The organism is Brevundimonas sp. (genome assembly GCF_051860745.1).
Classification (GTDB): Bacteria; Pseudomonadota; Alphaproteobacteria; order Caulobacterales; family Caulobacteraceae; genus Brevundimonas.
The window spans coordinates 153,679-178,761 of record NZ_JBHYDN010000002.1 but is presented as its reverse complement, the minus strand read 5'-3'; the positions used below and the strand labels follow the sequence as shown (position 1 = coordinate 178,761).

Here is a 25,083-nt window from a genome sequence, read left to right as displayed (position 1 = left end):
GTTGAATATCAGGCCGCCCGGCGCTTCCCGCCCATCAGCATCGACAGGATCTGGCCCAGCACGACCGGCAGGTCGGCGCGGGCGACGACACGATCGACCATGCCCTTTTCCTGCAGATATTCGGCGCGCTGGAAGCCGGGGGGAAGTTTCTCGCGAATGGTCGCCTCAATCACCCGCGGGCCCGCGAAGCCGATCAGGGCTCCGGGCTCGGCCAGATGCACGTCGCCGAGCATGGCGTAGCTGGCGGTGACCCCGCCGGTGGTCGGGTCGGTCAGCACCACGACGAAGGGCAGCTGCACCGCCTTCAGCTCCTGGATGGCCAGGGTGGTGCGGGCCATCTGCATCAGGCTGAGCGCGCCTTCCTGCATCCTCGCCCCGCCGGCGGCCGTGAAACAGACCAGGGGCACGCCGCGTTCGATCGCCGCACGGGCCGCCGCGATGAAGGCCTCGCCCGCCGCCATGCCCAGCGAGCCGCCCATGAAGGTGAAGTCCTGGACGATCACGACCGCCTCGGTCCCGCCCAGCGCGCCGAAGCCGATGGCCATGGTGTCCTTGCGGCCCGCGGCCTTGCGCGCCGCTATCAGCCGGTCCTTGTAGGGCTTGCCGTCCGAGAATTTCAGCGGGTCCTCGGGCACGTCCGGCGTGTCGATCGACTCATACGTCTCGTCGTCGAAGGTGGCGCGCAGCCGGGTCGGGGCGTCGATCCGCATATGCCGGCCCGCGGGGGTGACCCACAGGCTGGCCTCCAGATCCGGGCGGTACAGCATTTCGCCGGAATCCGGGTCCTTGACCCACAGATTGTCGGGCGTGTCGCGCCGGCTGACGATCTTGCGTACGCCGGGCGCGAAACGGCTCAGCCAGCCGCCACGCTTTTCCTGGGGTTTGGGAGGAGTCTTGTCAGCCATGGGCGCGCTTTAGACCGTTTCCGCGACCCGCGCACCCCGGACCGCATTCGCGAGGGCCCTGACCCTGGCCAGAACGCGCGGCGCGGCAGGTTCGTTCGCCTCAAGCGCCGCCGCCACTTCGTCGACCAGCACCGAGCCGGCCACCACCGCATCGGCGACGCGCGCGATCTCGGCGGCGCGTTCCGGCGTCTTGACGCCGAAGCCGACGGCGACCGGCAGGCCCGAGGCCTTGCGCACCCGCTCGACGGCGGGGGCCACCGACAGGGTCTGCGCCTCCTTGACCCCCGTCACCCCCGCGACCGAGACATAGTAGACGAAGCCCGAGGTGCGCCCGGCGATGATCTTCAGCCGCGCGTCGTCCGAGGTCGGCGTGGCCAGCCGGATCAGCGACACCTCCGCCGCGTCCAGCGCGTCGGACAGCGGCCCGGCCTCTTCCGGCGGGCAGTCGACGACGATCAGCCCGTCAACGCCGCTGGCCGCCGCATCACGCGCGAAGGCGTCATATCCGTAACTCTCGATCGGATTGAGATAGCCCATCAGGATCACTGGCGTGTCAGCGTCGCCGGCGCGGAAGTCTGCGGCCAGCGCCAGCGTCCCTTTCAGCGTCAGTCCGGCCTTCAGACCGCGCAGGGCGGCGCGCTGGATCGGAGGTCCTTCAGCCATCGGGTCGGAGAAAGGAAAGCCCAGCTCGATCAGATCGGCCCCGGCGGCGGGCAGGCCGCGCAGGATCTGCAGCGCCTCCTCCCGCGTCGGGTCCCCGGCCATGACATAGGCCACGAATCCGGCCCGGCCCTCGGCCTTCAGCGCGGCGAAGCGGGCGTCGATACGCGCCGTGGTCATTGCACCGGAGCGGGCGCCGCCGCAGCCGCCGGCTGGTCCGAGCAGACGTCGCCCGGGATGGCCGCAAAGGCCAGATAGGCCGGCTCGGCCGGGCCCGGAACGCGCGCGGGGTCAGAGAAGGCCATCATCTGGAATCCGTCGCAGCCGCCGCCCTCCCGTCGTCTCACATAGACGACACGGTTGTCCTCGCCGCCGGCGGGAAGCCACTGCTGACGGGAGAAGGCCTCGCTGTAGGCGTCCACCAGGCCGCCGATGGCCCCCTGGGTGGTCATCACGCACGTGGCCTGCTGCGCCAGCCCGATTCTCCCGCCGCAGGTCGGGTCGCTGACCGCCGTCGGCAGATCCGGGATCTCGACCTGCAGGGGCGCCGGGGTTTGCGCGATCGCCGGCGCGGCCATAAGGGCCGCCGCGGCGGCCATCATCACGATCTTCATAGTCTACAACTCCACGCCCAGATGCTTCGCCACGGCGAAGATGTCCTTGTCGCCCCGTCCGCACATATTGAGCACGACATCGCCCCCCTTGCCCACTTCCTTCGCGATTTCGCCGACACGGGCGAGGGCGTGGCTGGGCTCGAGCGCCGGAATGATGCCTTCAAGGCGCGAGCATAGCTGGAAGGCTTCCAGCGCCTCGGCGTCGGTGGCTGCCCGATATTCGGCGCGGCCGATGTCCTTGAGCCAGGCGTGTTCAGGGCCGATGCCGGGATAGTCGAGTCCGGCGGAAATCGAATGGCCCTCGAGAATCTGGCCGTCGTCGTCCTGAAGCAGATAGGTGCGGTTGCCGTGCAGGACGCCGGGGCGGCCGCCCTGCAGGCTCGCCGCGTGGTCCGGGCCGTCCAGACCGCGCCCGGCCGCCTCGACCCCGATCAGCCGCACGCCGGCGTCCTCGATGAAGGGATGGAACAGGCCGATGGCGTTGGATCCCCCGCCGATCGCCGCCACGCAGGCGTCGGGCAGTTTGCCGCGCCGCGCCAGCATCGCCGCCCGCGTCTCCTTGCCGATCACGCTCTGGAAGTCGCGCACCATGGCCGGATAGGGATGCGGCCCGGCGGCTGTGCCGATCAGATAATAGGTGTCCTCGACGTTGGTGACCCAGTCACGCATCGCCTCGTTCATGGCGTCCTTGAGGGTCGCCCGGCCGGCGGTCACCGGCACGACCTCGGCGCCCAGCAGTTTCATGCGGAAGACGTTGGGCGACTGCCGCTCGACGTCTGTCGCGCCCATATAGACCACGCATTGCAGCCCGAACCGGGCGCAGACGGTGGCTGTCGCCACGCCGTGCTGGCCGGCGCCGGTCTCGGCGATGATCCGTGTCTTGCCCATCCGCATGGCCAGCAGGATCTGGCCCATACAGTTGTTGATCTTGTGCGCGCCCGTGTGGTTCAGCTCGTCGCGCTTGAACCAGATGTCGGCGGCTCCGTAGTGGGCGGTCAGCCGTTCGGCCAGATACAGCGGGCTGGGCCGGCCGACATAGTCGGTCAGAAAGCCGTCCAGCTCGGCTTGGAATGTCGGGTCGGCCTTGGCCGCCTCGTAGGCTGCGTTCAGCTCATGAACCAGCGGCATCAGCGTCTCGGCCACGAACCGCCCGCCATAGGGGCCGAAACGGCCCTCGGCGTCGGGCATGGCGTAGCTGTTGGGGATGATGGCGTTCACGGGTCAGGTCTCGCGCGGGGGAGCGGCGGAATTCAGGCCGAACGGACGGCGTCGAGGAACGCCGTGATCAGCGCGGCGTCCTTAACACCGGGCGCGGTTTCCACGCCAGAGGAGACATCCACAAGGGGGGCGCCCGATATGTGGATCGCCTGCAAGACATTGTCCGGGGTCAGTCCCCCGGCCACGAACCAAGGGCGCCGGAAGGCCCGGTCGGCCAGCAGCGTCCAGTCGAACCGCGCGCCAACGCCGCCAGGCAGGGGCGAGCCCTCGGCCGGTTTGGCGTCGAACATCAGGTGGTCGGCGAACGGCTCCCAGGCCTCCGCCTCCGCGAAATCCTCGTGGGCCCCGATCGGCAGCACCTTGATGATCCCGGCGCCAGTCAGGGTTCGGACCTGCTCCGCCCGCTCCCGGGTCTCATGGCCGTGCAGCTGGATCAGGTCCGGCTTCAGGATCAGGGCGATTTCGGTCAGCAGGGCGTCGTCGGCGTCGACGGTGACCGCCACGATCTTCGTCTTCCCACGCGCCCGCTCGAACAGGGTCGCCGCGTGCAGGGGTTCGATGTGGCGCGGGCTTTTCGGGAACACCACCGCCCCGACGAACGCCGCCCCACCGGCCAGCGCCGCGTCCAGCGTGTTGGGCGTGGTCAGGCCGCAGATCTTGGCGTGGGCGCTCATGCGGCGAATATGGCGTCGATCCCGCCCTGATCCAGCAACCGCCATTCCCCGGGCGCCAGATCGTCGGGCAGGGACAGGCCGCCGACCCGCTCCCGGTGCAGGCCCTCGACGTGATTGCCCACCGCCGCGAACATCCGCCGCACCATGTGATAGCGCCCCTCGGTCACCGTCAGCCGCGCCACCGCCCGTCCCTCGGGGGTCGGCGACAGCACCTCGAGCACGGCGGGCGAGAGCGGCTTGTCCTCGCCCTCCAGCACCAGTCCGCCGGCGGCGAAGACGTCCCCCTCGGTCCCGACCAGCGGCCGCGCGAGGGTCGCGCGATAGACCTTGGCCACATGACGCTTGGGCGAAATCACCCGGTGCAGCAGGTCGCCGTCGTCGGTCAGCAGCAGCAGGCCCGTCGTCTGCTTGTCCAGCCGGCCGATGGTCGAGATCGCCGGATCGCGCCGCCGCCAGCGAGGCGGAAGGACATCATAGACCAGCGCCCCGTCCTCCTTGCGCGAACAGGTCATGCCCAACGGCTTGTGCAGCATCATCACCAGACCCGGCGTCGGATCCAGCGGCTCGCCATCGATCTCCATCCGCGCCGGCAGGTCCGGGGTCACCGCGATCCGCTTCGACACATCGGTCAGGTCTGCGCCGTCCAGCACAATCCCGCCCGCCCTGCCCAGCCGCGCCATCTCGGTCCGCGAGCCATAGCCCATCGAGCCGAGCAGCTTGTCGACGCGGGACGTCGGGGTCTTCACTTCACCGCCTCGAACACCTTGTACCCGCCCGCGTCGGCGATCATGTCGACACGTTTGAAGGCGTCCTTCAGCTCCGCCTCGTAAGGCAGGTGCCGGTTGGCCACGATCCAGAGCACGCCGCCCTTCTTCAGCAGTCCCGCGGCCTTGCGGATGAAGGCCTGACCCAGCCGCTTGTCCTCAGCGCCGCCGTCATGGAACGGCGGATTGCTGACGACGAAATTCAGCTCACCGACATCGTCCAGCGTCCGCGCATCCGCCCATTCGAAGGTCGCGCGCGGGTCGGTCACATTCTTCCGCGCCGCCGCGACAGCCCGCCGGTCCAGATCGATCAGCCGCAGCGATGTCACCGCCGGCGACCCCAGGACCACGGTCGCCAGAGCGCCGTAGCCGCATCCGAGATCGGCCCCCGCCCCCTTCAACGACGGCACGGCCTGCGCCAGCAGCAGCGAGCCCGCATCGATCCTGTCCCAGGCGAAGACGCCCGGCTGCGACCAGGCGTCCAGCCCCTCGACCAGACGCGGCCCCCCCGCGGCGATGGCCTCGTCGATCCCCGTCACCGTCTCCGGCCGAATGACCACGCAGCGGCGGTGGTGCGCCTTGGCGCTCTCCCCGACCTCGACGCCGAAGCCTTCCAGCTCCTTCCTCAGCCGCGATCCGCCCTTGTCCTTGGCCGCCATGACGTCCAGCCGGCCGCCCACCTTCAGCGCCTTCAGGGCCAGGGCCAGCGTATGGCGCCGCTCCAGCACGCCGGGCGGGGCATGGATCATGACGGTGTCGGCCGAGCCTTCGGCCACATCCTCGAGCGGCGTCGAGCCGGGGATCAGCGGCGAAACCTGGATCGCCTCGCCGGGCGGATCGAAGACGGCCGGCGGGCGCCCGTAGAGAAAAGATGTCATGGCGGCGCCTATAGCCGGATTGAGCGTCGGCGCGAAGCGCACGCCGACAGACCCGTGGCCAATGGGGGCGCGGCCTCAGGGTCCCGAAGCGAGGAGCGCTGAGCGCCGCCGTCCCAGGCAGGCCTCCGGACGTCCTGCCCTTGCATTCCACGGCCCTCCGGTCCGATTGTCAGGGGCATTTCAAGGGGGACAGATATGACGGGCAAATTATGGGCGCTGGCAGGCCTGACGATGGTCCTGGCTGCCGCGGAGCCTGTGGCCGCACAGGAGTGGACGCCCCCCTATTGGAAGGCGTCGCCTGATCCGGGACTGGGTTCCATACTGTACCCAGGCTTTGCGCTTCTCATACAGGCTTCCGGTCATGCGACGATCAAGTGTTGGGTCGAGGCGGACGGTCATCCCTACGTCTGCGAGGTCGTTCAAGAGACTCCGCGTGGGCTCGGCTTCGGTTCAGTGGCGCGAGTCATGGTTGCAAGCGCCGAGGTGGGCGTCGGCAGGGTCGACGGCCAGCCGGTTTCGACCACTGTCCAGACCACCATTCGTTTCCGGATGCCCGAGCGGGGGCGCTGGGACGGGCCTGAACCGACCGACACCCAACTGTCGCTCGCTCGCGAAATATTGCAGTCGTTGCCTGATTGGTCCCCGCCGGATCGTCGCGAGACGATGATGGACGGGCTGGATTTTGACCGTCGCGCCGTGGTCGGCCCATGGCTTGACGAACTTCTGCCGCTGGACCGGGACGCGGACCTGCAGATCGGCGCGCTCCAGATGGCGCGTCTGTACAGCGAGGGTGACCTTCGCCATGTGCTCGCCGGCGGGACTGTCCCGGCACGTTCACCGGAAGAGTTGGCGGCGGCCTGCCCCGACCTCACTCCTGAGGAAGAGGTCGTGATCGGGGAACTGCGCCGCCGATATTGTGACCGGTACGGCTGCGAGGTCACCGGGACGAACCCGGCCACGGAATGATCAAGCCGGCGGAATTCCCCAACCCGCGCCAGCGAGGTCCTTGCGGCGTCCGCCAAGGATCGAAATCGGTCGATCGCTCCTCGCCGGAGAACGGACTCCTGGGCGACCGGTCCGGCCAGAGGGGCGGGCGCCCTTCTCGCTCTGGAGACGGGACCGTCATGGCGCCGTGCTGACAATCCGCCGATTGTCAGCATATCCCGCGCCGCTAACCATCGGAATTCACACGCCTTTGGAAAATCACAGCGTCCTTATCCCGCCATAGGAACGCCCCCTCCTAGACTCCCCCCGTTCCGTCGCAGGGGAGGCGCAGAGGCCTTGCGTCCTTTGGCGGCGGGATGTGGAGAAGCGGGGGCCCGGTTCCCGGCTGCCAGAGCAAGGCAGCCAACGCCCGGGGTCTGATAACCAAACGGATGTCAGGGGCGAGGGGGATACTCGCCCGGTCCGGGGACCGTGTCGCAAGCACGGCCCGCCCGCCGGAGGCGCTGCGGTAAGGCGATAAAACCGCCACCGGACGCAAGCTTCCGATCAATCTCCGCGCGGAGCGTCTGTCTGCGTCGAAACGGTAAACCACAAAGAACTCCGGGCGCGGGCCCGGCGCTCCGCACGCCTTCCCGACCTTTCCGGCAGCAATGCCGGAGAGCGAGGACTCGCGCCTTCTCAGCTTGGAACAAATGAGGCACAAGGCCGGAATGCTCGCCGACTCGGTCCTTTCCCCGCCCACGCCGTCCCTGGCCGACGCACGGGCCACGCTGGAACGGGTCTGGGGCCATGCCGATTTCCGCGGTCGCCAGGCCGAGGTCGTGACCGAAATCCTCGCCGGCCGCGACGTCGTCGCCGTCCTGCCGACCGGCGGCGGCAAGAGCGTCTGCTACCAGATCCCCGCCATGCTGCGGCCCGGCCTCGGCCTCGTCGTCTCTCCCCTGATCGCCCTGATGACCGATCAGGTCGAGGCGCTGAAACAGCAGGGCGTCGCGGCCGCGCGGCTCGATTCCGGCGTCTCCATGGACGACCGTTCGGCCATCTGGCGTCAGACCCGGGCCGGCGAGCTGGACCTGCTCTATGTTTCGCCCGAGGGACTGGCGCAGCCGCATCTGATCGACCGGCTGCATGACCTGCCGCTGAGTCTGATCGCCATCGACGAGGCCCACTGTGTCTCGCAATGGGGACATGATTTCCGCCCGGATTACAGGACCCTGGGCCGTCTGGCCGAGCTGTTTCCCGGCGTGCCGCGCATCGCCGTCACGGCCACCGCCGACACCCGCACCCGCGACGACATCGTCCGCTCGCTGCGACTGGAGGACGCGAAGGTCGTCGTCGACAGCTTCGCCCGGCCCAATCTGCAGCTCTCGGCCATCCGCAAGGAAAGCGCCTCACGCGCCCGGACCGACGCCGCCGTGATCGACCTGGTGCGCCAGCGGCGCGGCAAGTCGGGCGTCGTCTATTGCGGCAGCCGCGACGGCTGCGAGCGGGTGGCCGAGGCGCTCCGGACCGCCGGAACCAACGCCATCGCCTATCACGCCGGCATGGAGGCTCGCGACCGCGACCGTCGGCTGGAGCGGTTCCTGGCCGAGGACGGGGCGGTCATGGTCGCGACCATCGCCTTCGGCATGGGGGTCGACAAGGCCGACGTCCGCTTCGTCATCCACGCCGACCCGCCCGGCTCGCTCGAGGCCTATTGGCAGGAGATCGGCCGCGCGGGGCGCGACGGCGAACCCGCCGACGGCATCACGCTGTACGGCCCGTCCGACATCGCCTGGACGCTCAAGCGGCTGGACGGCCGCTCGATGGCCGAAGAGGTGAAGGCGGTGCAGGTCCGCAAGGCGCGCCAGCTGTTCGCCATGCTGGACGGGGCCGTCTGCCGCGCCCAGTCCGTGCGCCGCTATTTCGGTGAGGAGGGCGCCGAACGCTGCGGCGTCTGCGACCTGTGCCTCGATCCGCCCGCCGTCTTCGACGCCACCGTCCCGGCCCAGAAGGCCCTGGCCGCGGTCCAGCGTCTCGGAGAACGGTTCGGCAAGACCCGCGTCATCGACCATCTGCTCGGCAAGACGAAGGACGTCCAGCCGTGGGAGACGGCCCTGTCGACCTGGGCCATCGGGGCCGACACGGGTCAGCACACCTGGCGCGACATCGTCGACCACCTGATGTTCGAGGGGTTGCTGGTCGAGGATCCCAACGAGGGCAAACCTCTGGTCCGGCTGGGCGATCCCGAGACCGTTCGCGCCGTCTATCGTGGCGAACGGGTTATCGAGGTCCGGGCCGCGGCCGCCCGCGCCGCCCCGGCGCGCGAGCGCACCCGGACCGGCCGCAACGCCGCGCTGGAGTCGATGGACGCCGACGTCCGGGCCCGGTTCGAGACCCTGCGCGCCTGGCGCCGCGACCGCGCCGCCGAACAGCACGTCCCGCCCTATGTGATCTTCCAGGACAAGACCCTGCTCGAGATCGCCCTCGCCGAACCCGGCGACCTTGAGCGCCTCGGCCACATCTCCGGCGTTGGGCAGACCAAGCTGGACCGCTACGGCAAGGGCGTTCTGGAGGCGCTTCGGCAGGCCCCCGACTGAGGCTGTGGACTGAAACCGCGGTTCGCCGGTTAAGCTTCGCGCAAGGTCTCGGAAGGAGGGCCTTAAACTTTCGCCGTCACAGTCCTGCGGTGATCCCAAGCCGTGCCCCGTCCCCGATCGACAAACTGGCTCTGGCCGTCGTGCACCAGCCCGACCGCGCCATTCCCGCGCCTGCCGGCGCGCGCGAGGAATCCCTGCGTCTGCTGCTCCAGACCGCCGCCGATTCCGGCGTGGCCCGGGTCGCGACCAAACCCGACGGCGACGGCGAACGCTGGCTGGGTCAGGCCTGGCCCTTCCCCTCCCCCTTCCAGGTCTCGGTCCGCACCGTATCCGTCAATGACGGCGTCGACCGGGTCGAGGCCCGCGCCCGCCGCTCACTGGAACGTCTCGGCCTGCCGCGCGGCGACCTGTTGCTCGTCTCCGCCGCCGCGGACCTGGCCGGCGCCGAGGGCCGCGCCCTGTGGGACCGGCTGCTGGCCCTGAAGGACCGGGGCCTGTACCGCCGCATCGGCTTCCGCGCCGCGGTCGAGGACGGCCCGGCCCTGCTGGCCCGCCGCTTCCAGCCGGATGTGGTCCAGTTGCGCTGCAATCTGCTGGACCAGCGGGCCCAGCATTCGGGTGTCCTGTCCGAACTCGCCGCCCTCGACGTCGCCGTCCATGCCTCGTCAGTGTTCGCGGACGGCCTGTTGTTCATGAGCGGCGAGGCCCTCCCGCTCGAGATGCATCGCTATGGCCCGACCCTGTCGCGCATCCGTCGCCGCCTGGCCGAGGCCCGGGTCGATCCGATGCAGGCCACCCTGGCCTACGCCATAGGCCTGCCCGAGGTGTCCGCCGTGGTCGCCAGCATCGCCTCCGCCGCCGAACTCCGCGCCGTCGTCGCCGCGGCCCACGCGGCGACGCCCGACCTCGACTGGGCGTCCATGCAGCTGGAGCCGGCGACAATCGCCGCCGGCCCCCGCAGGATCAGTAGCGCAGCCTGATCCCGACAGAACCGGACCGACCCGGCTCGCCGTAGCCGAACACCTGCTGATAGCGCTCATCCGTCAGGTTCCCGATCCGCGCCGTCAGGGTCACGGCTTCGGTCAGGGCCCAGGAGGCGTTCAGATTGGCCGTGACGAACCCCTCGCGGACCCCGCCTGCGTCGTCCTGATCGCCTTCGGCCCGAACGGTCAGGGCCCCCGACAGCCGCTCGCCGGTCCAGCCCAGGGTCGCCGACCCCGCCTGTTCCGGAACCCGCAGCAGCCGCGCCCCGGTCGTCTCGTCCCGCGCGTCGGTCCAGGCGTATGCGAGACTGAGATCGAAACCGCCCCCCAGCAGCGCCCGGCCCTCCAGCTCGACCCCGTCGGTCGCCGTCTCGGCGACATTGACGTAGTAGCTGTCGAAGGTCATCGGATCGAAGATGTAGGTGATCTGGTCCTCCACGCCCAGGCGGTAGACCGTGGCCCGACCCTCGATCCGCCCGTCCGCCGAGGCCCAGCCGACCGCGGCCTCATAGCCCTCCGCCGTCTCGGGACGCAGCACGGGGAATGGTTGGGACGAGAAGCAGAAATCGCACACCGCCTGGCTGATCGAGGGGGCCTTGAACCCCGTCCCGTACGCCGCCGACAGGGTGATCCCGCCGCCGGCGTCGAAGGCGCCGGAGAGCCGGCCGGTGGTCTTCGAGCCGAAATCGTCCGTGTCATCGAACCGCAGCGCGCCGGTCAGGCTGAGACGATCGGTCGGTTCGATCCGCGCCGTGACGAAGGCCGACGTCGTTCCCAGCTGTTCGGTCAGGCCTGTCGACAGACTGCCCTCGGTCTCCTCGCGTTCGGCGCCGATGACAAAGTCCACGCCCGCCGCCGCGCCGTCCGCCTGCCAGCGGACCACCTGCCGGTCCGCCTCGAAGGCCGAAGGGAAGGCCGAGACAGTCTCGCGCGCCATATCGGAGGCCGAGAGGCTGAGCTGATGCTCAAGACCGAACGCAGTCAGGCGCAGGCGGCCGAACCCGCTCCACTGCTCGCTGGATTGTGTATCGAGCGTATCGGCGAGAGCGAAAGTCGGCGCCGGAAAACCGTCCAGATCAGCGGCGCTGTCGCTCCAGCGCAGCGACCCGTCCAGCGCCGCTTCGGGGGAGAGGGCATAGCGGCCCCGGGCCCCGACCGTCGTCGCGGTGAAGCCGTCAACCTCCGGATTGCCGTCGGCCTCGTCGGCGGCCGAAATGCCGTCGGTGTCGAAATGCGAGACCCAGGCCCCAAAGCCGTACTGTTCGGTCGAGACGCCCGCCGCCAGTCGGCCCCGGACCGTGCCGAACGACCCGGCTTCCGCCTCGGCGCTGAAGCCCTCCAGATCGCGGGTGGTGAAGGCGATAACGCCCCCGATGGCGTCCGAGCCCCACAGCGACGACTGCGGACCCGACAGCACCTCGATCCGCTCGATGTCCGACAGTTCGAAGCCGGAGAAGTCGAAGGCGCCGTTGACCTCGGCGGGATCGTTGACCGGCACGCCGTCGACCAGCACCAGGGTCTTGCCCGGCGAGGCGCCGCGCATCCGCACCTGGGCGACACCGCCGAAGGCGCCCGAGCGCACCACCGACAGGCCGGGCACGTCGCTCAGGACGTCCGCGACGAAGACCGCCCCGCGCTGGTCGATGGTCGCCCGGTCGATGACCCGCGCGCCCGGCGTTTCGGCGACGATAGCCGGCAACCGGGTGGCGGTGACGACGACCTCAGGCAGGTCGTCGCCGGGTTCGGCGGCGGTCTGCGCCCAGGCGGACAGGGGAAACAGCACGGCGGCGGCCGTGGCGTAGAGGATGGATCGCGTCATGCGCGGGTCTCCGTCGGCCCCGCGCTGGCGCTGCGCGGCGGCAGGTGAAAGCGACCGACCCGGCCCCGAAAAGGGGCACGGCGCTTGGGTCGGGTCGCTTCGACGGAACAGCTTCCGCGCAAGCGGAAGGGTTGGCCCCACGCCTCTGTCTGGTCCCGGACAGCGGACGAGCGACGTCGGCGGCCAGGTTTCCTGGCTTGCGGGTCGCCAACCACCGCTCTCGCCTTCCCGGTTGGCCCAAAGGGTTTCCCAGTGACGCCGGAGATCACTCTCCGGATCGAGCGACGGTCTCGCCGCCTACAGTTGCGGGCACAGCCGCGGTGTCTGACCGCGTTCCCTTAACCGCCTGAGGGGCTTGTCGCAGGCCAACTGAGCCTGTGCAAGGCCGCGGCATTCCGCTTGAGGCGGCGACCGCAATCCTTCACCCTGTCGCGTCCCCATGAACGCCCCCCTCGTCCACCCTCCAACAGCCGACGCCGTCCCGTCCAGCGAGGGGACGACGCCGGTCATGGCGCAGTTCCTTGCGGCCAAGGCGGCCCAGCCGGACGCCATCGTCTTTTTCCGCATGGGCGATTTCTACGAGCTGTTCTTCAAGGACGCCGAGATCGCCTCGGCGGCCCTCGGCATCACCCTGACCAAGCGGGGCAAGCATCAGGGCCAGGACATTCCCATGGCCGGGGTGCCGGTGCATGCGCTCGACGGCTATCTGGCGCGGCTGATCCGGCAGGGGTTCAAAGCCGCGATCTGTGAACAGCTGGAGGCCCCGTCCGAGGCCCGTAAACGCGGCTCCAAGGCGGTGGTCCACCGCGACATCGTCCGCGTCGTCACCCCGGGCACCCTGACCGAGGACAGTCTGCTGGACGCGCGCGGGGCCAACCGGCTGGCCGCCGTATCGGTACGCAAGGGCCGTGCGGCCGTCGCCGTGGTCGAGCTGTCGGCCGGATCGGTCGACGCCGTCGCCTGTTCGCTGGAAGACCTCGGCGCGACCCTGGCCTCGTTCCGCCCTTCCGAAGTGCTGGTGCCTGACCGCCTGTTCTCGGACGAGGCGACGAAGGCGGCGCTCGACGGGTCCGGCGGCGTGGTTCAGGCCCTGCCGCAGGCCTTGGCTGAACCGGTCGGGGCGCGGGTGCGGGTCGAGCGGCTGTACGGCGTGGCCTCGCTGGACGGCTTCGGCGCCTTCGAGGAGGCCGAGGTCTCGGCCCTCGGCCTGATCGCCGCCTACCTTGAGACGACCCAGGCCGGAAAGATCCCCGCCTTGTCCCCGCCGCGTCGTTCGGGCGACAGCGGCTTCCTCGCCATCGACCCGGCGACGCGGCTCAGCCTCGAAATCGACCGCACCCAACGCGGCGAACGCGAGGGGTCGCTGCTGGCCTGTATCGACCGCACCGTCACCTCCGGCGGAGCGCGGGCGCTGGCCGAGCGGATCGCCCGTCCGCTGCGCGATCCCGCCGCCATCAACCATGGACTCGATGCGGTCGAATGGTTGCTGGAGCGCCGCGACCTGCGCCGCGACCTGCGTGACGGGCTGCGTGCATCCTCCGACGTGGCCCGCGCCGTGTCGCGGCTGGTTCTGGGCCGCGGCGGACCGCGCGACCTCGCCGCGATCCGCACCGGGCTGTCGATCGCCGAAGGCATCGCCGGCCTGTTCCCGCCCGAGCGCGAGCCCTTGATCGGCCCGCCGACGCGGATCGTCGCCTGCCTCGACCGGCTGACCCTGTCGCCCGAGCTCGGGCGGGTGCTGGTCGATCTGGCCGACGGTCTGGTCGCCGAGCCACCGCATCTGGCCCGCGACGGGGGCTTTGTCTCAGCCGGCTACCGCCCCGAACTGGAGGAAGCCCGCCGCCTGCGTGACGACAGCCGCCGCGTGGTCGCCGATCTCGAGGCCCGCGCCGTGGCCGAGGCCGGGGTGCCGTTCAAGATCCGGCACAACGCCGTGCTCGGCTATTTCCTTGAGACCAGCGCCCGGGCCGCCGAGCCGCTGCTGCGGCCGACGGGCGAAAGCCCCTTCATCCATCGCCAGACCCTGGCCAATCAGGTTCGGTTCACCACCGTCGAATTATCAGAGCTGGATGCGAAGATCAGCCAGGCCGGCTACCGGGCCCTGGCTATCGAGGGCGAGACCTTCGAGGGGTGGCGGACCACGGTCCAGTCGCTGGCCCGACCGCTGCAGGCCGTCGCCGAGGCCCTCGCCGAGCTCGACGCCCACGCGGCGCTGGCGGAATGGGCCGAGGAAGTCGCCGGCGTCCGCCCCGCCATCGACGACACAAGCTGTTTCGAGGTCACCGCCGGGCGGCACCCGGTGGTCGAGGCGGCGGTGAAGGCACAGGGCGATCCCTACACCCCCAACGACTGCAAGTTGGACGGGTCCGGCGTCGCCTGCGCCCGCCTGTCGATCGTCACCGGGCCGAACATGGCCGGCAAGTCGACCTTCCTGCGCCAGAACGCTCTGCTGGTGGTGCTGGCCCAGGCCGGGGCCTTCGTGCCGGCCAAGGCCATGCGGCTGGGCGTGGTGGACCGGCTGTTCAGTCGCGTCGGCGCCGGAGACGATCTGGCCCGCGGCCGCTCGACCTTCATGACCGAGATGGTCGAGACCGCCGCCATCCTGACCCAGGCCACGGACCGCAGCTTCGTGGTGCTGGACGAGATCGGGCGCGGCACCGCCACCTATGACGGCCTGGCCATCGCCTGGGCCGTGGCCGAGGCCCTGCACGACCGCAATCGGACGCGCACCCTGTTCGCCACCCACTATCACGAGCTGGCCGGGCTGGAGACGCGGCTGGCCCATGTTTGCAATCTGTCGATGCGGGCCCGTGAGTGGAACGGCGACCTCGTCTTTCTGCATGAGGCCGCGCCGGGCGCGGCCGACCGCTCCTATGGGGTGCAGGTCGCGAAGCTGGCCGGGGTGCCCGCCGCCGTCGTCAGCCGCGCCCGCGAGGTGCTGGACCGGCTGGAAGGCGAGAAGGCCGCCGCCATCAGTCTCGACGATCTGCCCCTGTTCGCCATGGCCGAGCCGGCGCCGCCCCCGCGTTCGTCGGCCGTCGAGGACGCCCTGCAGGCCATCGAGCCCGACGAACTGTCACCGCGCGAGGCGCTGGAAGCGTTGTACCGGCTGAAGGGCCTCGGCCGCCGGTGACCGACGCCCTGGACGACCGGCTGATCAAAGCCGCGTCCGCGCCCGACGTCCGCAAGGCCGTGGCGGCGATCCTGGGAGAGTCGTTCGACGCCGCCCGGGTCCGCATCGCCCGCCGTCTCGACGCCGGGGGCGAGGGCGTCGAGGTGGCCCGGCTCTATTCCACAGCCGCCGACGACCTGCTGACGGCCCTGTGGCGGTTCACCACCGACACTCTCTATCCCGCCGCCAATCCCAGCGAAGCCGAACGGCTGACCCTGATCGCGGTCGGGGGCTATGGCCGGGGCGTGCTGGCGCCCCACTCGGACCTGGACCTTCTGTTCCTTCGCCCATGGAAGCCGATCCCGCGCACCGAACAGGTGATCGAATTCATGCTCTACGTCCTGTGGGACCTTGGGGTGAAGGTCGGACAGTCGGCGCGGTCGGTCGACGAATGCCTGGCGCTCTCGAAGTCGGACATGACGGTGCGCACCGCCCTGCTGGAGGCGCGTCCGCTGGCCGGGGACGAGAAGCTGGCCGCCGACTTTATCGCCCGGTTCCGCGCCCAGGTGGTCAAGGCCGACCCCCGTCCCTTCATCGCCGCCAAGCTGGAGGAACGCGACGTCCGCCACCAGAAGTCGGGCGCCGTCCGCTACCGGGTCGAACCCAACGTCAAGGACGGCAAGGGCGGCCTGCGCGACCTCAACACCCTGTTCTGGATCGCCCGCTCGCTGGCGCCGGACAGCCCGCTGGGCGCCCGGGTGATGGACGACCTGCTGACGGCCCGCGAGCGCCGCACCTTCGAGGAGTCGTTCGACTTCCTGTGGCGGGTGCGGGCCCATCTGCACCTCACGGCAGGGCGGGCGGAGGAGAAGCTGACCTTCGACCTGCAGCCCGAGGTCGCCCGGCGTATGGGCTGGCGCGGGCGCGGCGACGAGCCGGCGGTCGAGCGGTTCATGCGTCGCTATTTCCTCGTTGCCCGCGACGTCGGCGCCCTGACCCGCGCCATGTCAGCCAAGCTGGAGGCGCGCCAGCAGAAGCCAACCATGAGCCTGTCGCGGCTGATCCCCGGACAGAAGCGCAAGCTGGGCGTCGAAGGGTTCGTCAAGGACGCCGGCCGCCTCTCGGTCACCGGCCCCGAGGTGTTCGCCGAGGCGCCCGAGAAACTGCTGATGTTGTTCCGCACCGCCGACGAGCATGATCTGGACCTGCACCCGGACGCCTTCTCGGCCGTCAGCCGGTCGCTGTCGCTGGTCACCCCTTCGCTGCGCCGTGACCCCGAGGCCACGCGCGCCTTCCTCGATATTCTCGCTCACGGTCAGCGGCCCTACCGCGTCCTGACCCTGATGAACGAGACCGGTCTGCTAGGCCGGTTCCTGCCCGAGTGGGGGCGGATCGTCGGCCAGACCCAGTTCAACATGTACCACGCCTATACGGTCGACGAGCACACGCTGCAGGCCATCGGCATCATCAACGACATCTGGCGCGGCAAGCTGAAGGCCGACCATCCGTCCTCGACCGAGATCGTCCACCGCATCGACGATTTCGAGGCCCTGATGCTGGCCATGCTGCTGCACGACGTGGGCAAGGGCGGCGACCGGGGCCAGCTTGAGGACGGGGCTATCGCCGCCCGGCGGGCCTGCGACCGGCTGGGCCTCGATCCCCGGCGGACCGAGTTCGTGGTCTGGCTGGTGCGCAACCACCTGGCCCTCAGTGACTACGCCCAGAAACGTGACGTCTCGGACCCGGCGACCGTCCGCGCCTTCACCAAACTGGTCGGCGACCCCGAGCGGCTGCGCACCCTGCTGATCCTGACCGTGGCCGACATCCGCGCGGTCGGGCCGGGCGTCTGGAACGCCTGGAAGGGCGGGCTGATCCGGGACCTGTACCAGCGCACCGAGGGTGTGTTCCGCGGCGAGGATGTGACCCACGCCGATCCGCTGGACGACTATCCCGATCTGGTCAGCCGCGCCCGGCTGAAAGGCGCGGCGGTCGAGGCCCTGACGGTGCCGGAAGACGAGGCGGAGGAGTACGCCGCCACCCGCGTCGCCGTCGCCGCGCACGACCGGCCGGGCCTGTTCGTCGATCTGGCGGGCGCGCTGGCCGCCGCCGGAGCCGATGTCGTCGGGGCCCGGGTCGCGACCGCCGGGGACGGAACGGCGCTGGACGTGTTCGAGCTTCAGGACGGCGGCGGCGCCCCCTACGGCCAGGCCGAACCGCGCCGCCTGACCCGGCTGGTCGCCGCGCTGGAGGCCGCCGCCCGCGGCGGGGCCCGGATCGCGCCAGCGCCGACGGCGGCGCCCAGTCCGCGCCGGGCCGCCTTCGACGTACGGCCTACGACCATCATCGATCTGGACGAAAGCCCCGACGCCGCCGTGGTCGAGGTGTCCGGCGCCGACCGGCCGGGCCTGCTGGCCGACCTCGCCCGCGTCCTCGCCGACAACGGCCTGTCGATCCGCTCGGCCCATATCGCCGGCTTCGGCGAGCGGGCGGTGGACAGCTTCTATGTCACTGATCCCAAGGGCCGGAAGCCGAACCCGGGGCCGAAGCTGGAGCGGCTGAGGGTCGAGCTCGAGGCGGTTCTCGACCGCACCGAACGGGCCGGAGCCCGGCTGTCCGCTCCGGTCCGCGCCAGTCTGCGCGACGTCTCCGAAGTCGGCCGGCGCGGCTCCGCGCCCGACCCCGTATCGCGCACGCCGGAAGCAGGATAAGCGCTGACATGGCCAAAAAGTCCGACCCCGAAGCCGAGCCGATCGAGGCCGCCCCGCCCGTGCCCTCGGCCACGGCGACGACCGAGCCGATGGTCCAGCCGCCCGCCTCGGCCACGACCGCGCGCAAGGGCCAAGGCATGATGCGGTCGTCGGCGATCTTCAGCGGCCTGACCCTGGTCAGCCGCTTCGTCGGCTTCGCCCGCGACATCGTCATCTCGGCGGCGCTCGGGGCCTCGGTGGGGCCGGCGGCGGACGCCTACAATACGGCGCTGAACTTCCCCAACCTGTTCCGGCGCATCTTCGCCGAGGGAGCCTTCGCCGCGGCCTTCGTGCCGGCCTATGCCAAGACCCTGGAGACCGAGGGCGAGGCGGTGGCGGACAAGGTCGCCACGGACGCCCTGGCGGCGGTGGCCTTCGCCACCCTTGCGCTGACTATCGTCGCCCAGCTGGCCATGCCGTGGCTGATGGCCGTCATAAACGTCGGCTTCCTCGACGACCCGGCGCGCTTCAAGCTGGCGGTCGTCCTGACCCAGATCACCATGCCCTATCTGCCCTGTATGGCGGTGGCGGCCCTGCTCAGCGGCGTGCTGAACGCGCGCGGCCGGTTCATCGTCTCGGGCGCCTATCCGATCCTGCTCAATGTCATCATGCTGGCTGCAGTGATCCCGGCCCAGGGCGGCCAGATCGGCGCCGCCTACGCCGCCTCTTGGGCGGTGCTCGTCGCGGGCGTGTCCCAGGCAGGCCTGTGCTGGTGGGCCGCGCGCCGCGCGGGAGCCGACATCCGTCTGGCCCTGCCGCGGCTGACCCCGGCGGTGAAGGCGATCATCATCACCGCCATTCCCGCCGCCATCGGCAATTCGGCGACCCAGATCAACGTCTTCATCTCGGGCAACTTGTCCAGCTTCGTGGCCGGCGGCCGGACCTGGCTGGCGACGGCCGACCGTCTGTACCAACTACCGCTGGGCCTCGTCGGCGTCGCCATCGGAATCGCCCTTCTGCCACGCCTGTCGCGCGCGGTGGCGTCCGCGGATCACGGCCAGCAGCAGGCCTCCATGGACGAGGCCCTGACCCTGTCCATGGCCCTAACCCTGCCGGCGGCGGCGGCCCTGATGGCCATGCCCTATTTCCTGATCGACGCCCTGTTCACCCGCGGCGCCTTCCTGCAGATCGACGCCGTCAACACCGCGCGCGCCCTGTTCCAGTTCGGCTGGGGCGTGCCCGCCTTTGTCCTGATCCGGATCCTCGCCCCGGCCTTCTTCGCCCGGCGGGACACGCGCACGCCGATGATCTTCGCCCTCGTCTCCGTGGCGGTGAATGCGGCCCTGGCGATCGGCCTGTTCAACCTCGGCTGGGGCATAGCGGGCATAGCGGCGGCGGTTTCGGCGGCCGCCTGGACCAATGTGATCCTGCTGGCCGCGACCTTGTGGCGGCGGGACCTCTACCGGCCCAGCCCGCAGGCCTTGTCGCGCCTGATCCGCATCGGCCTGTCCGCGGCCGGTCTGGCGCTGATCGTCGGCCTGGCCGCCGCCAGCCGGGCCCGGATCGAGGCTCCCATGGCGGATATCCTCGGAGCGATCGGCGTCGGCGTCGGCGCCAAGGAGGCCGCCCTGCTGCTCGTCACCGCCGCCGGCGGGTTGGCCTATATCGTTCTGGCCTTCGCGACCCGGGCGATCACGCCGGCCGAGGTGAAGGGCCTGCTGCGGCGAACCGGCAAGTAACGGCTTGCTCCTTTGGCGACGGTCGGGCATTGCGCCTCGACATGACCGACGACGCTCCCGCCGCCTCCGCCTATTCCGGCCCCCGCCGCATCCTGTCGGGCATCCAGGCCTCCGGAGCCCTGCACCTCGGCAACTATCTGGGGGCCCTGAAGCGATTCACCCAGCTGCAGGAGACGGGCGCGCCCTGCTTCCTGTTCGTGGCCGACCTGCACGCCATCACCGTCTGGCAGGACCCGGCCCTGCTGACGGCCCAGACGCGCGAGATCGCCGCCGCCTATCTGGCGTCCGGCCTCGATCCGGTGCGCTCGGTGATCTTCCCCCAGTCGGCGGTGCGGGCGCATTCGGAACTGGCCTGGATCCTCAACTGCGTCGCCCGTCTCGGCTGGCTGGACCGGATGACCCAGTTCAAGGAGAAGACCGGCAAGCACAAGGAGCGGGCCTCGGTCGGCCTCTACACCTATCCGGTGCTCCAGGCCGCCGACATCCTGCTCTACAAGGCCACCGAGGTGCCGACCGGCGAGGACCAGAAACAGCATCTGGAACTGACCCGCGACATCGCCCAGAAGTTCAACACCGACTTCAACGTGCCGGGGTTCTTCCCCCTGCCCGAGCCGCTGACCCAGGGTCCGGCGCCGCGGGTCATGAGCCTGCGCGACGGCATGGCCAAGATGAGCAAGTCCGATCCCTCGGACCAGTCGCGCATCAATCTGACCGACGACGCCGATGCGATCACGGCCAAGATCCGCAAGGCCCGCACCGATCCGGATCCGCTGCCGGAGACGCTGGAGGGGCTGGAGGGCCGCGCCGAGGCGAAGAACCTCGTCACCATCTACGCCGCCCTCGCCGACATGAGCCGCGAGGCCGTGCTGGCCGAGTTCGCCGGGCAGGGCTTCGGCGCCTTCAAGCCGAAGCTCGCCGACCTCGCCGTCGCCTCCATGGCTCCGGTCAGCGCCGAGATGCGCCGGCTGATGGCCGACACGGCCGAGATCGACCGCGTCCTCAAGGACGGCGCCGAACGCGCCGCCGCCATCGCCGACCCGGTGGTGGACGAGGTGAAGAAGATCGTGGGCTTCTGGCGGGCCTGAGGTACAGGTCGCGGTGTCGCATCCCCTCGATCGTCCCGTCCGGAGCGCCCTGACCAGCCGACAGGCGCCGCTGGCGCTGGGTGATGCGCGGGCGCTGCGGTTCGATCCGGCCTACGGCCTGTTTGCGGCGGCGGCCGACGCCTCGGCCGAGAGCACGGCGGCGCTGGGCGCGCTCAACATCTCGCCGAACGGACTGGGCCTGGTCGAGGCCGGGGATATGCCCCTGCCTGCCGGCTTCAACGTCCGGGCGCAGGCGGCCTGCGTGCAGATGGTCGCCTCATCCCTGAACGCCGGCGGCAAGACCGTCGCCTTCGAGCCGCTCGGCGAGGCCGACGCCGCGGAGATGCTGGCGCTGGCCACCCTGACGGTTCCCGGCCCCTTCTTCGAAAGAACCCACCGGCTGGGCGACTTCATAGGGTTGAAACAGGACGGTCGCCTGATCGCGATGGCCGGGGAGCGGATGAAGCCCGACGGCTTCACCGAGGTCAGCGGGGTCTGCACCCATCCCGACTTTCGGGGTCTGGGGTACGCCGCCGCCCTGATGCGGGTGGTGACGCAGCGGATTCTCGAGCGCGGCGAACAGGCCTTCCTGCACGCCTATGCGGCCAATACGGCGACCATCGCCCTCTATGGGGCGCTCGGGTTCAGGGTGCGGACGACCGTGACCTATACGGTGCTCGACGGCCCCGGCTGATGTCCCGGGAGTAGCGGGTCGATCCTGAAAAATGTGCGGGGAGCGAAACCGGTCCGCATCCTTTGCGGGGATGGCGGCGAAAGCCGGCGCCTGGACGGCGGCGGCGGCGGTTCAAGCAGTGTCAAAGACCAGGCCCGGCAGGCATCCTGTCATTATGCACAGCCCTGCGTCAGATACGGACGCAGGGTGGCGGCGCCGCCTCTTCCGACCGTGGCGAAGGGGCGGGAGTAGCGGATTTCGGGGACGAGAGGGGCGGATCGGAAGGGGCGGGAGTCTCTATGTCCGGGGGCCCCTTCGGGATCAGCCCACCCGGTCCAGCCGGGCGATGAAGAAGCCGTCCAGCCCGCCCTTTTCCGCCCACATCGACGGCAGGATGCGGAGCCAGCCCTCGGGCGTCAGCGCCTCGGTCGGCGCGCCGACGGCGGCCGGGTCGGCGGGCGCCGTGCGAAAGGCCGGGTTGCGGCGCAGGAAGGCGATGACCTGGGTCTCGCCCTCCTCACGCTCCAGCGAACAGACGCAATAGACCAGTCGCCCGCCCGGCTTCACCCGTTCGGCGGCGGCGTCGAGCAGGCGGTGCTGGACATCGGCCAGTTTGGCGACGTCGGCGGGCTTGGTGGCGCGCAGGACTTCGGGATTACGGCGAAAGGTGCCGGTGGCGGTGCAGGGCGCGTCCAGCAGGACGGCGTCGAAGGTGCGCGGATCGTCCCAGTCCTCGGCGGGAACGGCGAAGACCTCGGCGGACAGGCCGGTGCGGGCCAGGTTCTCGGCCAGCCGCTTTAGCCGCGGCGCTGACCGGTCGAGCGCCACGACCGAAGCGCCCGAAGCGGCGATCTGCAGCGTCTTGCCGCCGGGCGCGGCGCAGAAATCAACAATGGACTCGCCGGTCGTCGGCGCCAGTAGACGCACCGGCACGGCGGCCGCGGCGTCCTGGACCCACCAGATTCCATCGTCAAAGCCCGGCCAGCTCGCCAGATCGCCGCGACGGCCGGTGCGGACGGTGTTTCCGATCATCACTTCGCCGTCCAGCGCCTCGGCCACGGCGGCGGCGTCCACATCGGGCTTGAGGCTGAGGTCCGTGGCGGGCTCCTCGCGGGCGGCCAGCGCCAGGCCGGTCAGGGTCGCCTCGCCATAGGCGCCGCGCCAGCGGGCGGCCAGCCATTCAGGCAAGTTGGATTCGGCCGTTGTCAGACCGGGTCCCTCGCGCTCGATGCCGCGCAGGACGGCGTTGACCAGATTCTTGTAGGGCCGCGTCTTCGTCTCACGTTCAGCCAGTTTCACCGCCGTCGACACGGCCGCGAAAGCCGGGGTCTCGAGCACCAGGGTCTGGGCCAGGGCCACGCGCAGGATGGTCCGCACCGCCAGCGGCGGGCTCTTCTGCAGCTTGCGGTCGAGGATCTGGTCGATCTCGCCCAGCCGGCGCAGGGCGGCCATGGCCACGGCGCGGGCGAAGGCGCGATCGGGGCCGGGCAGGTCCGTGACCTCGCGGAACGACAAGGCCGCATCGAGCCCGCCCCGGCCTTCCAGAGCGGCGTTCAGCAGCACGCCGGCGGCCAGACGGGCCTCGACGCCGATGTCGGCGCTTTCATCGCGCGGATCGACCTTCGGCGGACGGGGGGCGCGGGTCCCGGCCCGGGCCTTGTCGGCCATGCGACGGCCGCGGGCGGCGGAGCTGCGCCCCTGCTCCGGTCCGCGGCTCATACCACCACCTGCGTGCCCAGCTCGACCACCCGGCCGGGCGGGATATGGAAGAAGTCGGTCGGATTGGCGGCGTTGCGAGTGAGGAAGATGAATAGCCGGTCCTGCCACAGCGGCATGCCCTGCGAGGCGGAAGCGACCACCGAGCGGCGGCCGAGGAAGAAGCTCGTCGACATGATGTCGAACTTCAGACCCTGTTTGCGGCACACGCCCAGCGCCTTGGGAATATTGGGCTGCTCCATGAAGCCGTAGGAGATGGTCAGCTTCTTGAAGTCGTCCGAGATCGGCTCGATCGTCACGCGCTGACTCTCCGGCACGCGCGGCCGGTCGGTGGTGCGGACGGTCAGGATGACGTTCTTCTCGTGCAACACCTTGTTGTGCTTGAGATTGTGCATCAGGGCGACCGGGGCGACGTCGGGGTCCGAGGTCAGGAAGATGGCCGTGCCGAGCGCGCGGTGCGGCGGACGGGCGCGCAGCATCTCAATCAGGTCCGTCAGCGGCAGGCTGTCCTTGCGGGTCTTGTCGGTCAGAATCTGGGTGCCGCGCACCCAGGTCCACATCAGCAGGACCAGGGCCGCGCCCAGGACCAGAGGCAGCCAGGCGCCGTCCGGTATTTTCAGCGCGTTGGAGCTGATGAAGACGATGTCCAGCAGCGCGAAGGGCACGATCGCCGCCAGCGACAACGGCAGGGACCATTTCCACATCTGACGCAGGATGAACCAGGCCAGCAGCGTATCGACGAACATGGCGCCCGTAACCGCGATTCCGTAGGCCGAGGTCAGCTGGGACGAGGTCGGGAACAGCACCAGCAGGACGAGCACGCCGACCATCAGGAACATGTTGACCGAAGGCACGAAGATCTGACCCGCCTGGGTCTCGCTGGTCGGCCGGATGTCGATGCGCGGCAGCAGACCCAGCTGAACCGCCTGCTGCGTCAGGGAGAAGGCGCCGGTGATGACCGCCTGGCTGGCGATGCAGGCTGCGGCAGTCGCCAACAGGACCACCGGCCAATAAACCACCTCGGGGATCATGCGGAAGAAGGGGTTGGCGACCGCTGACGGGTCAGACAGCACCAGGGCGCCCTGGCCCAGATAGTTCAACGTCAGACTGGGCAGGACGATGAACAGCCAGCCGGCCCGGATCGGCGCCTTTCCGAAATGGCCCATGTCGGCATAGAGGGCCTCGGCCCCCGTGACCGCCAGGAAGACGCTGCCGAGAATGATGAAGCCGAGCGCTCCGTTCTCGATCAGGAACAGCACACCATAGTGGGGCGACAAGGCCCGGAAGATCGACGGGTCGTCGAAAATGTGCAGCACGCCCAGACCGGCCAGGACCAGGAACCATACCAGGGTCAGGGGTCCGAAGAAGCGCGCCACCCGGGCCGTGCCCTTGGACTGGACCATGAACAGGGCGATCAATATGCCGGCCGAAACCGGCAGGACATACGGATCGAACACACCGCGCAGGCCGGGCGCGTCCTTCAGGCCCTCAATGGCGCCGACCACCGACACCGCCGGGGTGATGATGCCGTCGCCGTAGAACAGGGCCGCCCCGCAAACGCCGAGGAAGAAGATTACGCCGGACCGTCGCCCGACCGCGTGCTGGGCCAGGGCCATCAGGGCCAGGGTCCCGCCCTCGCCCTTGTTGTCAGCCTTCATCAGGAAAACGACATACTTCAGGGTCACGACGAGGATCAGGGCCCAGAACACCAACGACACGACGCCGAGGATGGCCAGTTCGTTGGCGCCGCCGCCCCGGCTGTGATGCAGGGCCTCGCGCATGGCGTAGAGCGGGCTGGTGCCGATGTCGCCGAACACGACGCCGATGGCGCCGATGATCAGGCCCCATTTGCCGGCCTTGACGTGGCCGCCCTCGCCGGCCGCCGCAGGGTGCGGATGGGCCGGGGCGACGGACTTGTCGGCTGGGTTTGGGGAGTTTGCGGCGGCGGCGCTGGCGCCGTCTTCACCTTGGGGAGAGGCCCCGGCCATGAAGTTCCTCCGGGACCCCGCACACCGCGGTTCCCATCCAAAGA

18 protein-coding genes and 1 riboswitch are annotated in these 25,083 nt (G+C 70.1%); of the genes, 8 read left to right on the top strand and 10 right to left on the bottom strand.

What is annotated here, in order from left to right; all coding sequences use genetic code 11:
• Nucleotides 1-8 precede the first annotated feature (8 nt).
• The 7 genes from ACTIEW_RS03295 to ACTIEW_RS03265 all read right to left on the bottom strand — a co-directional run bounded on the left by ACTIEW_RS03295 (nt 9) and on the right by ACTIEW_RS03265 (nt 5,713).
• The gene (locus ACTIEW_RS03295) at nt 9-905 is read right to left on the bottom strand and encodes an acetyl-CoA carboxylase carboxyltransferase subunit beta (RefSeq protein WP_439476484.1); all 897 of its coding nucleotides are present in this window, start codon (nt 903-905) and stop codon (nt 9-11) included.
• A gap of 9 nt (nt 906-914) precedes the next feature.
• Complete coding sequence (gene trpA, locus ACTIEW_RS03290) at nt 915-1,745, bottom strand: tryptophan synthase subunit alpha (protein ID WP_439476483.1); 831 nt, start codon at nt 1,743-1,745, stop codon at nt 915-917.
• Entirely contained in the window at nt 1,742-2,179 is a 438-nt protein-coding gene (locus ACTIEW_RS03285; RefSeq protein ID WP_439476482.1) for a hypothetical protein, read from the bottom strand. Before ACTIEW_RS03285 ends, trpA begins: the two co-directional genes overlap by 4 nt.
• Before the next feature lie 3 nt (nt 2,180-2,182).
• The gene (trpB, locus tag ACTIEW_RS03280; RefSeq protein ID WP_439476700.1) at nt 2,183-3,367 is read right to left on the bottom strand and encodes a tryptophan synthase subunit beta; all 1,185 of its coding nucleotides are present in this window, start codon (nt 3,365-3,367) and stop codon (nt 2,183-2,185) included.
• Between the two features lie 62 nt (nt 3,368-3,429).
• Nucleotides 3,430-4,071, bottom strand: coding sequence for a phosphoribosylanthranilate isomerase (locus ACTIEW_RS03275; RefSeq protein WP_439476481.1), 642 nt, complete (start codon nt 4,069-4,071; stop codon nt 3,430-3,432).
• Nucleotides 4,068-4,775 carry a pseudouridine synthase gene (locus ACTIEW_RS03270; RefSeq protein ID WP_439476699.1) on the bottom strand — a complete coding sequence of 236 codons (708 nt, stop codon included), beginning with the start codon at nt 4,773-4,775 and terminating at the stop codon, nt 4,068-4,070. The genes ACTIEW_RS03275 and ACTIEW_RS03270 overlap by 4 nt, the downstream gene beginning before the upstream one ends.
• Before the next feature lie 38 nt (nt 4,776-4,813).
• Nucleotides 4,814-5,713 (bottom strand): class I SAM-dependent methyltransferase, encoded by a 900-nt coding sequence (locus ACTIEW_RS03265; protein ID WP_439476480.1) that lies wholly within the window; start codon nt 5,711-5,713, stop codon nt 4,814-4,816.
• A 195-nt stretch (nt 5,714-5,908) separates the two neighbouring features.
• Here ACTIEW_RS03265 and ACTIEW_RS03260 point away from each other — a divergent pair, with 195 nt between their 5' ends.
• From ACTIEW_RS03260 to ACTIEW_RS03250, 3 genes are all read left to right on the top strand, one after another.
• Nucleotides 5,909-6,679, top strand: coding sequence for an energy transducer TonB (locus ACTIEW_RS03260; RefSeq protein ID WP_439476479.1), 771 nt, complete (start codon nt 5,909-5,911; stop codon nt 6,677-6,679).
• Nucleotides 6,680-7,350: 671 nt separating this feature from the next.
• The gene (gene recQ, locus ACTIEW_RS03255; protein WP_439476478.1) at nt 7,351-9,237 is read left to right on the top strand and encodes a DNA helicase RecQ; all 1,887 of its coding nucleotides are present in this window, start codon (nt 7,351-7,353) and stop codon (nt 9,235-9,237) included.
• Between the two features lie 89 nt (nt 9,238-9,326).
• The gene (locus ACTIEW_RS03250) at nt 9,327-10,217 is read left to right on the top strand and encodes an aldo/keto reductase (protein WP_439476477.1); all 891 of its coding nucleotides are present in this window, start codon (nt 9,327-9,329) and stop codon (nt 10,215-10,217) included.
• Here ACTIEW_RS03250 and ACTIEW_RS03245 read toward each other — a convergent pair.
• A complete protein-coding gene (locus tag ACTIEW_RS03245; RefSeq protein WP_439476476.1) occupies nt 10,201-12,039 on the bottom strand; it encodes a TonB-dependent receptor plug domain-containing protein in 1,839 nt (612 codons plus the stop codon). The genes ACTIEW_RS03250 and ACTIEW_RS03245 overlap by 17 nt on opposite strands.
• Before the next feature lie 165 nt (nt 12,040-12,204).
• Nucleotides 12,205-12,423, bottom strand: a riboswitch (cobalamin riboswitch).
• Between the two features lie 55 nt (nt 12,424-12,478).
• On the opposite strand from ACTIEW_RS03245, the gene mutS reads away from it, so the two are divergent.
• The 5 genes from mutS to ACTIEW_RS03220 are packed head-to-tail and all read left to right on the top strand — an operon-like array spanning nt 12,479 to nt 21,356.
• Nucleotides 12,479-15,172: a DNA mismatch repair protein MutS gene (gene mutS, locus ACTIEW_RS03240; protein WP_439476475.1), complete on the top strand. Its 2,694-nt coding sequence runs from the start codon at nt 12,479-12,481 to the stop codon at nt 15,170-15,172.
• Complete coding sequence (glnD, locus tag ACTIEW_RS03235; protein ID WP_439476474.1) at nt 15,169-17,859, top strand: [protein-PII] uridylyltransferase; 2,691 nt, start codon at nt 15,169-15,171, stop codon at nt 17,857-17,859. The genes mutS and glnD overlap by 4 nt, the downstream gene beginning before the upstream one ends.
• An 8-nt stretch (nt 17,860-17,867) precedes the next feature.
• Complete coding sequence (murJ, locus tag ACTIEW_RS03230; RefSeq protein ID WP_439476473.1) at nt 17,868-19,577, top strand: murein biosynthesis integral membrane protein MurJ; 1,710 nt, start codon at nt 17,868-17,870, stop codon at nt 19,575-19,577.
• Between the two features lie 41 nt (nt 19,578-19,618).
• On the top strand, nt 19,619-20,662 hold the full coding sequence (gene trpS / locus ACTIEW_RS03225; protein WP_439476472.1) for a tryptophan--tRNA ligase: 1,044 nt from the start codon (nt 19,619-19,621) through the stop codon (nt 20,660-20,662).
• A gap of 13 nt (nt 20,663-20,675) precedes the next feature.
• Nucleotides 20,676-21,356, top strand: a complete 681-nt coding sequence (locus tag ACTIEW_RS03220) for a GNAT family N-acetyltransferase (RefSeq protein ID WP_439476471.1) — start codon at nt 20,676-20,678, stop codon at nt 21,354-21,356.
• Nucleotides 21,357-21,656: 300 nt separating this feature from the next.
• Here the strand turns inward: ACTIEW_RS03220 and ACTIEW_RS03215 are convergent, their stop codons facing one another.
• On the bottom strand, nt 21,657-23,054 hold the full coding sequence (locus tag ACTIEW_RS03215; RefSeq protein WP_439476470.1) for an RsmB/NOP family class I SAM-dependent RNA methyltransferase: 1,398 nt from the start codon (nt 23,052-23,054) through the stop codon (nt 21,657-21,659).
• The gene (locus ACTIEW_RS03210) at nt 23,051-25,039 is read right to left on the bottom strand and encodes a potassium transporter Kup (RefSeq protein WP_439476469.1); all 1,989 of its coding nucleotides are present in this window, start codon (nt 25,037-25,039) and stop codon (nt 23,051-23,053) included. Before ACTIEW_RS03210 ends, ACTIEW_RS03215 begins: the two co-directional genes overlap by 4 nt.
• Nucleotides 25,040-25,083: the final 44 nt, after the last annotated feature.

Coding starts and splice junctions, on each gene's coding strand:
- ACTIEW_RS03285 (WP_439476482.1), bottom strand. CDS start 2,179: ATGAAGATCGTGATGATGGCCGCCGCGGCGGCCCTTATGGCCGCGCCG.
- ACTIEW_RS03270 (WP_439476699.1), bottom strand. CDS start 4,775: ATGGGCTATGGCTCGCGGACCGAGATGGCGCGGCTGGGCAGGGCGGGC.
- trpS (WP_439476472.1), top strand. CDS start 19,619: ATGACCGACGACGCTCCCGCCGCCTCCGCCTATTCCGGCCCCCGCCGC.
- trpA (WP_439476483.1), bottom strand. CDS start 1,745: ATGACCACGGCGCGTATCGACGCCCGCTTCGCCGCGCTGAAGGCCGAG.
- ACTIEW_RS03265 (WP_439476480.1), bottom strand. CDS start 5,713: ATGACATCTTTTCTCTACGGGCGCCCGCCGGCCGTCTTCGATCCGCCC.
- murJ (WP_439476473.1), top strand. CDS start 17,868: ATGGCCAAAAAGTCCGACCCCGAAGCCGAGCCGATCGAGGCCGCCCCG.
- trpB (WP_439476700.1), bottom strand. CDS start 3,367: ATGCCCGACGCCGAGGGCCGTTTCGGCCCCTATGGCGGGCGGTTCGTG.
- ACTIEW_RS03215 (WP_439476470.1), bottom strand. CDS start 23,054: ATGAGCCGCGGACCGGAGCAGGGGCGCAGCTCCGCCGCCCGCGGCCGT.
- ACTIEW_RS03210 (WP_439476469.1), bottom strand. CDS start 25,039: ATGGCCGGGGCCTCTCCCCAAGGTGAAGACGGCGCCAGCGCCGCCGCC.
- recQ (WP_439476478.1), top strand. CDS start 7,351: ATGAGGCACAAGGCCGGAATGCTCGCCGACTCGGTCCTTTCCCCGCCC.
- ACTIEW_RS03295 (WP_439476484.1), bottom strand. CDS start 905: ATGGCTGACAAGACTCCTCCCAAACCCCAGGAAAAGCGTGGCGGCTGG.
- ACTIEW_RS03245 (WP_439476476.1), bottom strand. CDS start 12,039: ATGACGCGATCCATCCTCTACGCCACGGCCGCCGCCGTGCTGTTTCCC.
- ACTIEW_RS03275 (WP_439476481.1), bottom strand. CDS start 4,071: ATGAGCGCCCACGCCAAGATCTGCGGCCTGACCACGCCCAACACGCTG.
- ACTIEW_RS03260 (WP_439476479.1), top strand. CDS start 5,909: ATGACGGGCAAATTATGGGCGCTGGCAGGCCTGACGATGGTCCTGGCT.
- mutS (WP_439476475.1), top strand. CDS start 12,479: ATGAACGCCCCCCTCGTCCACCCTCCAACAGCCGACGCCGTCCCGTCC.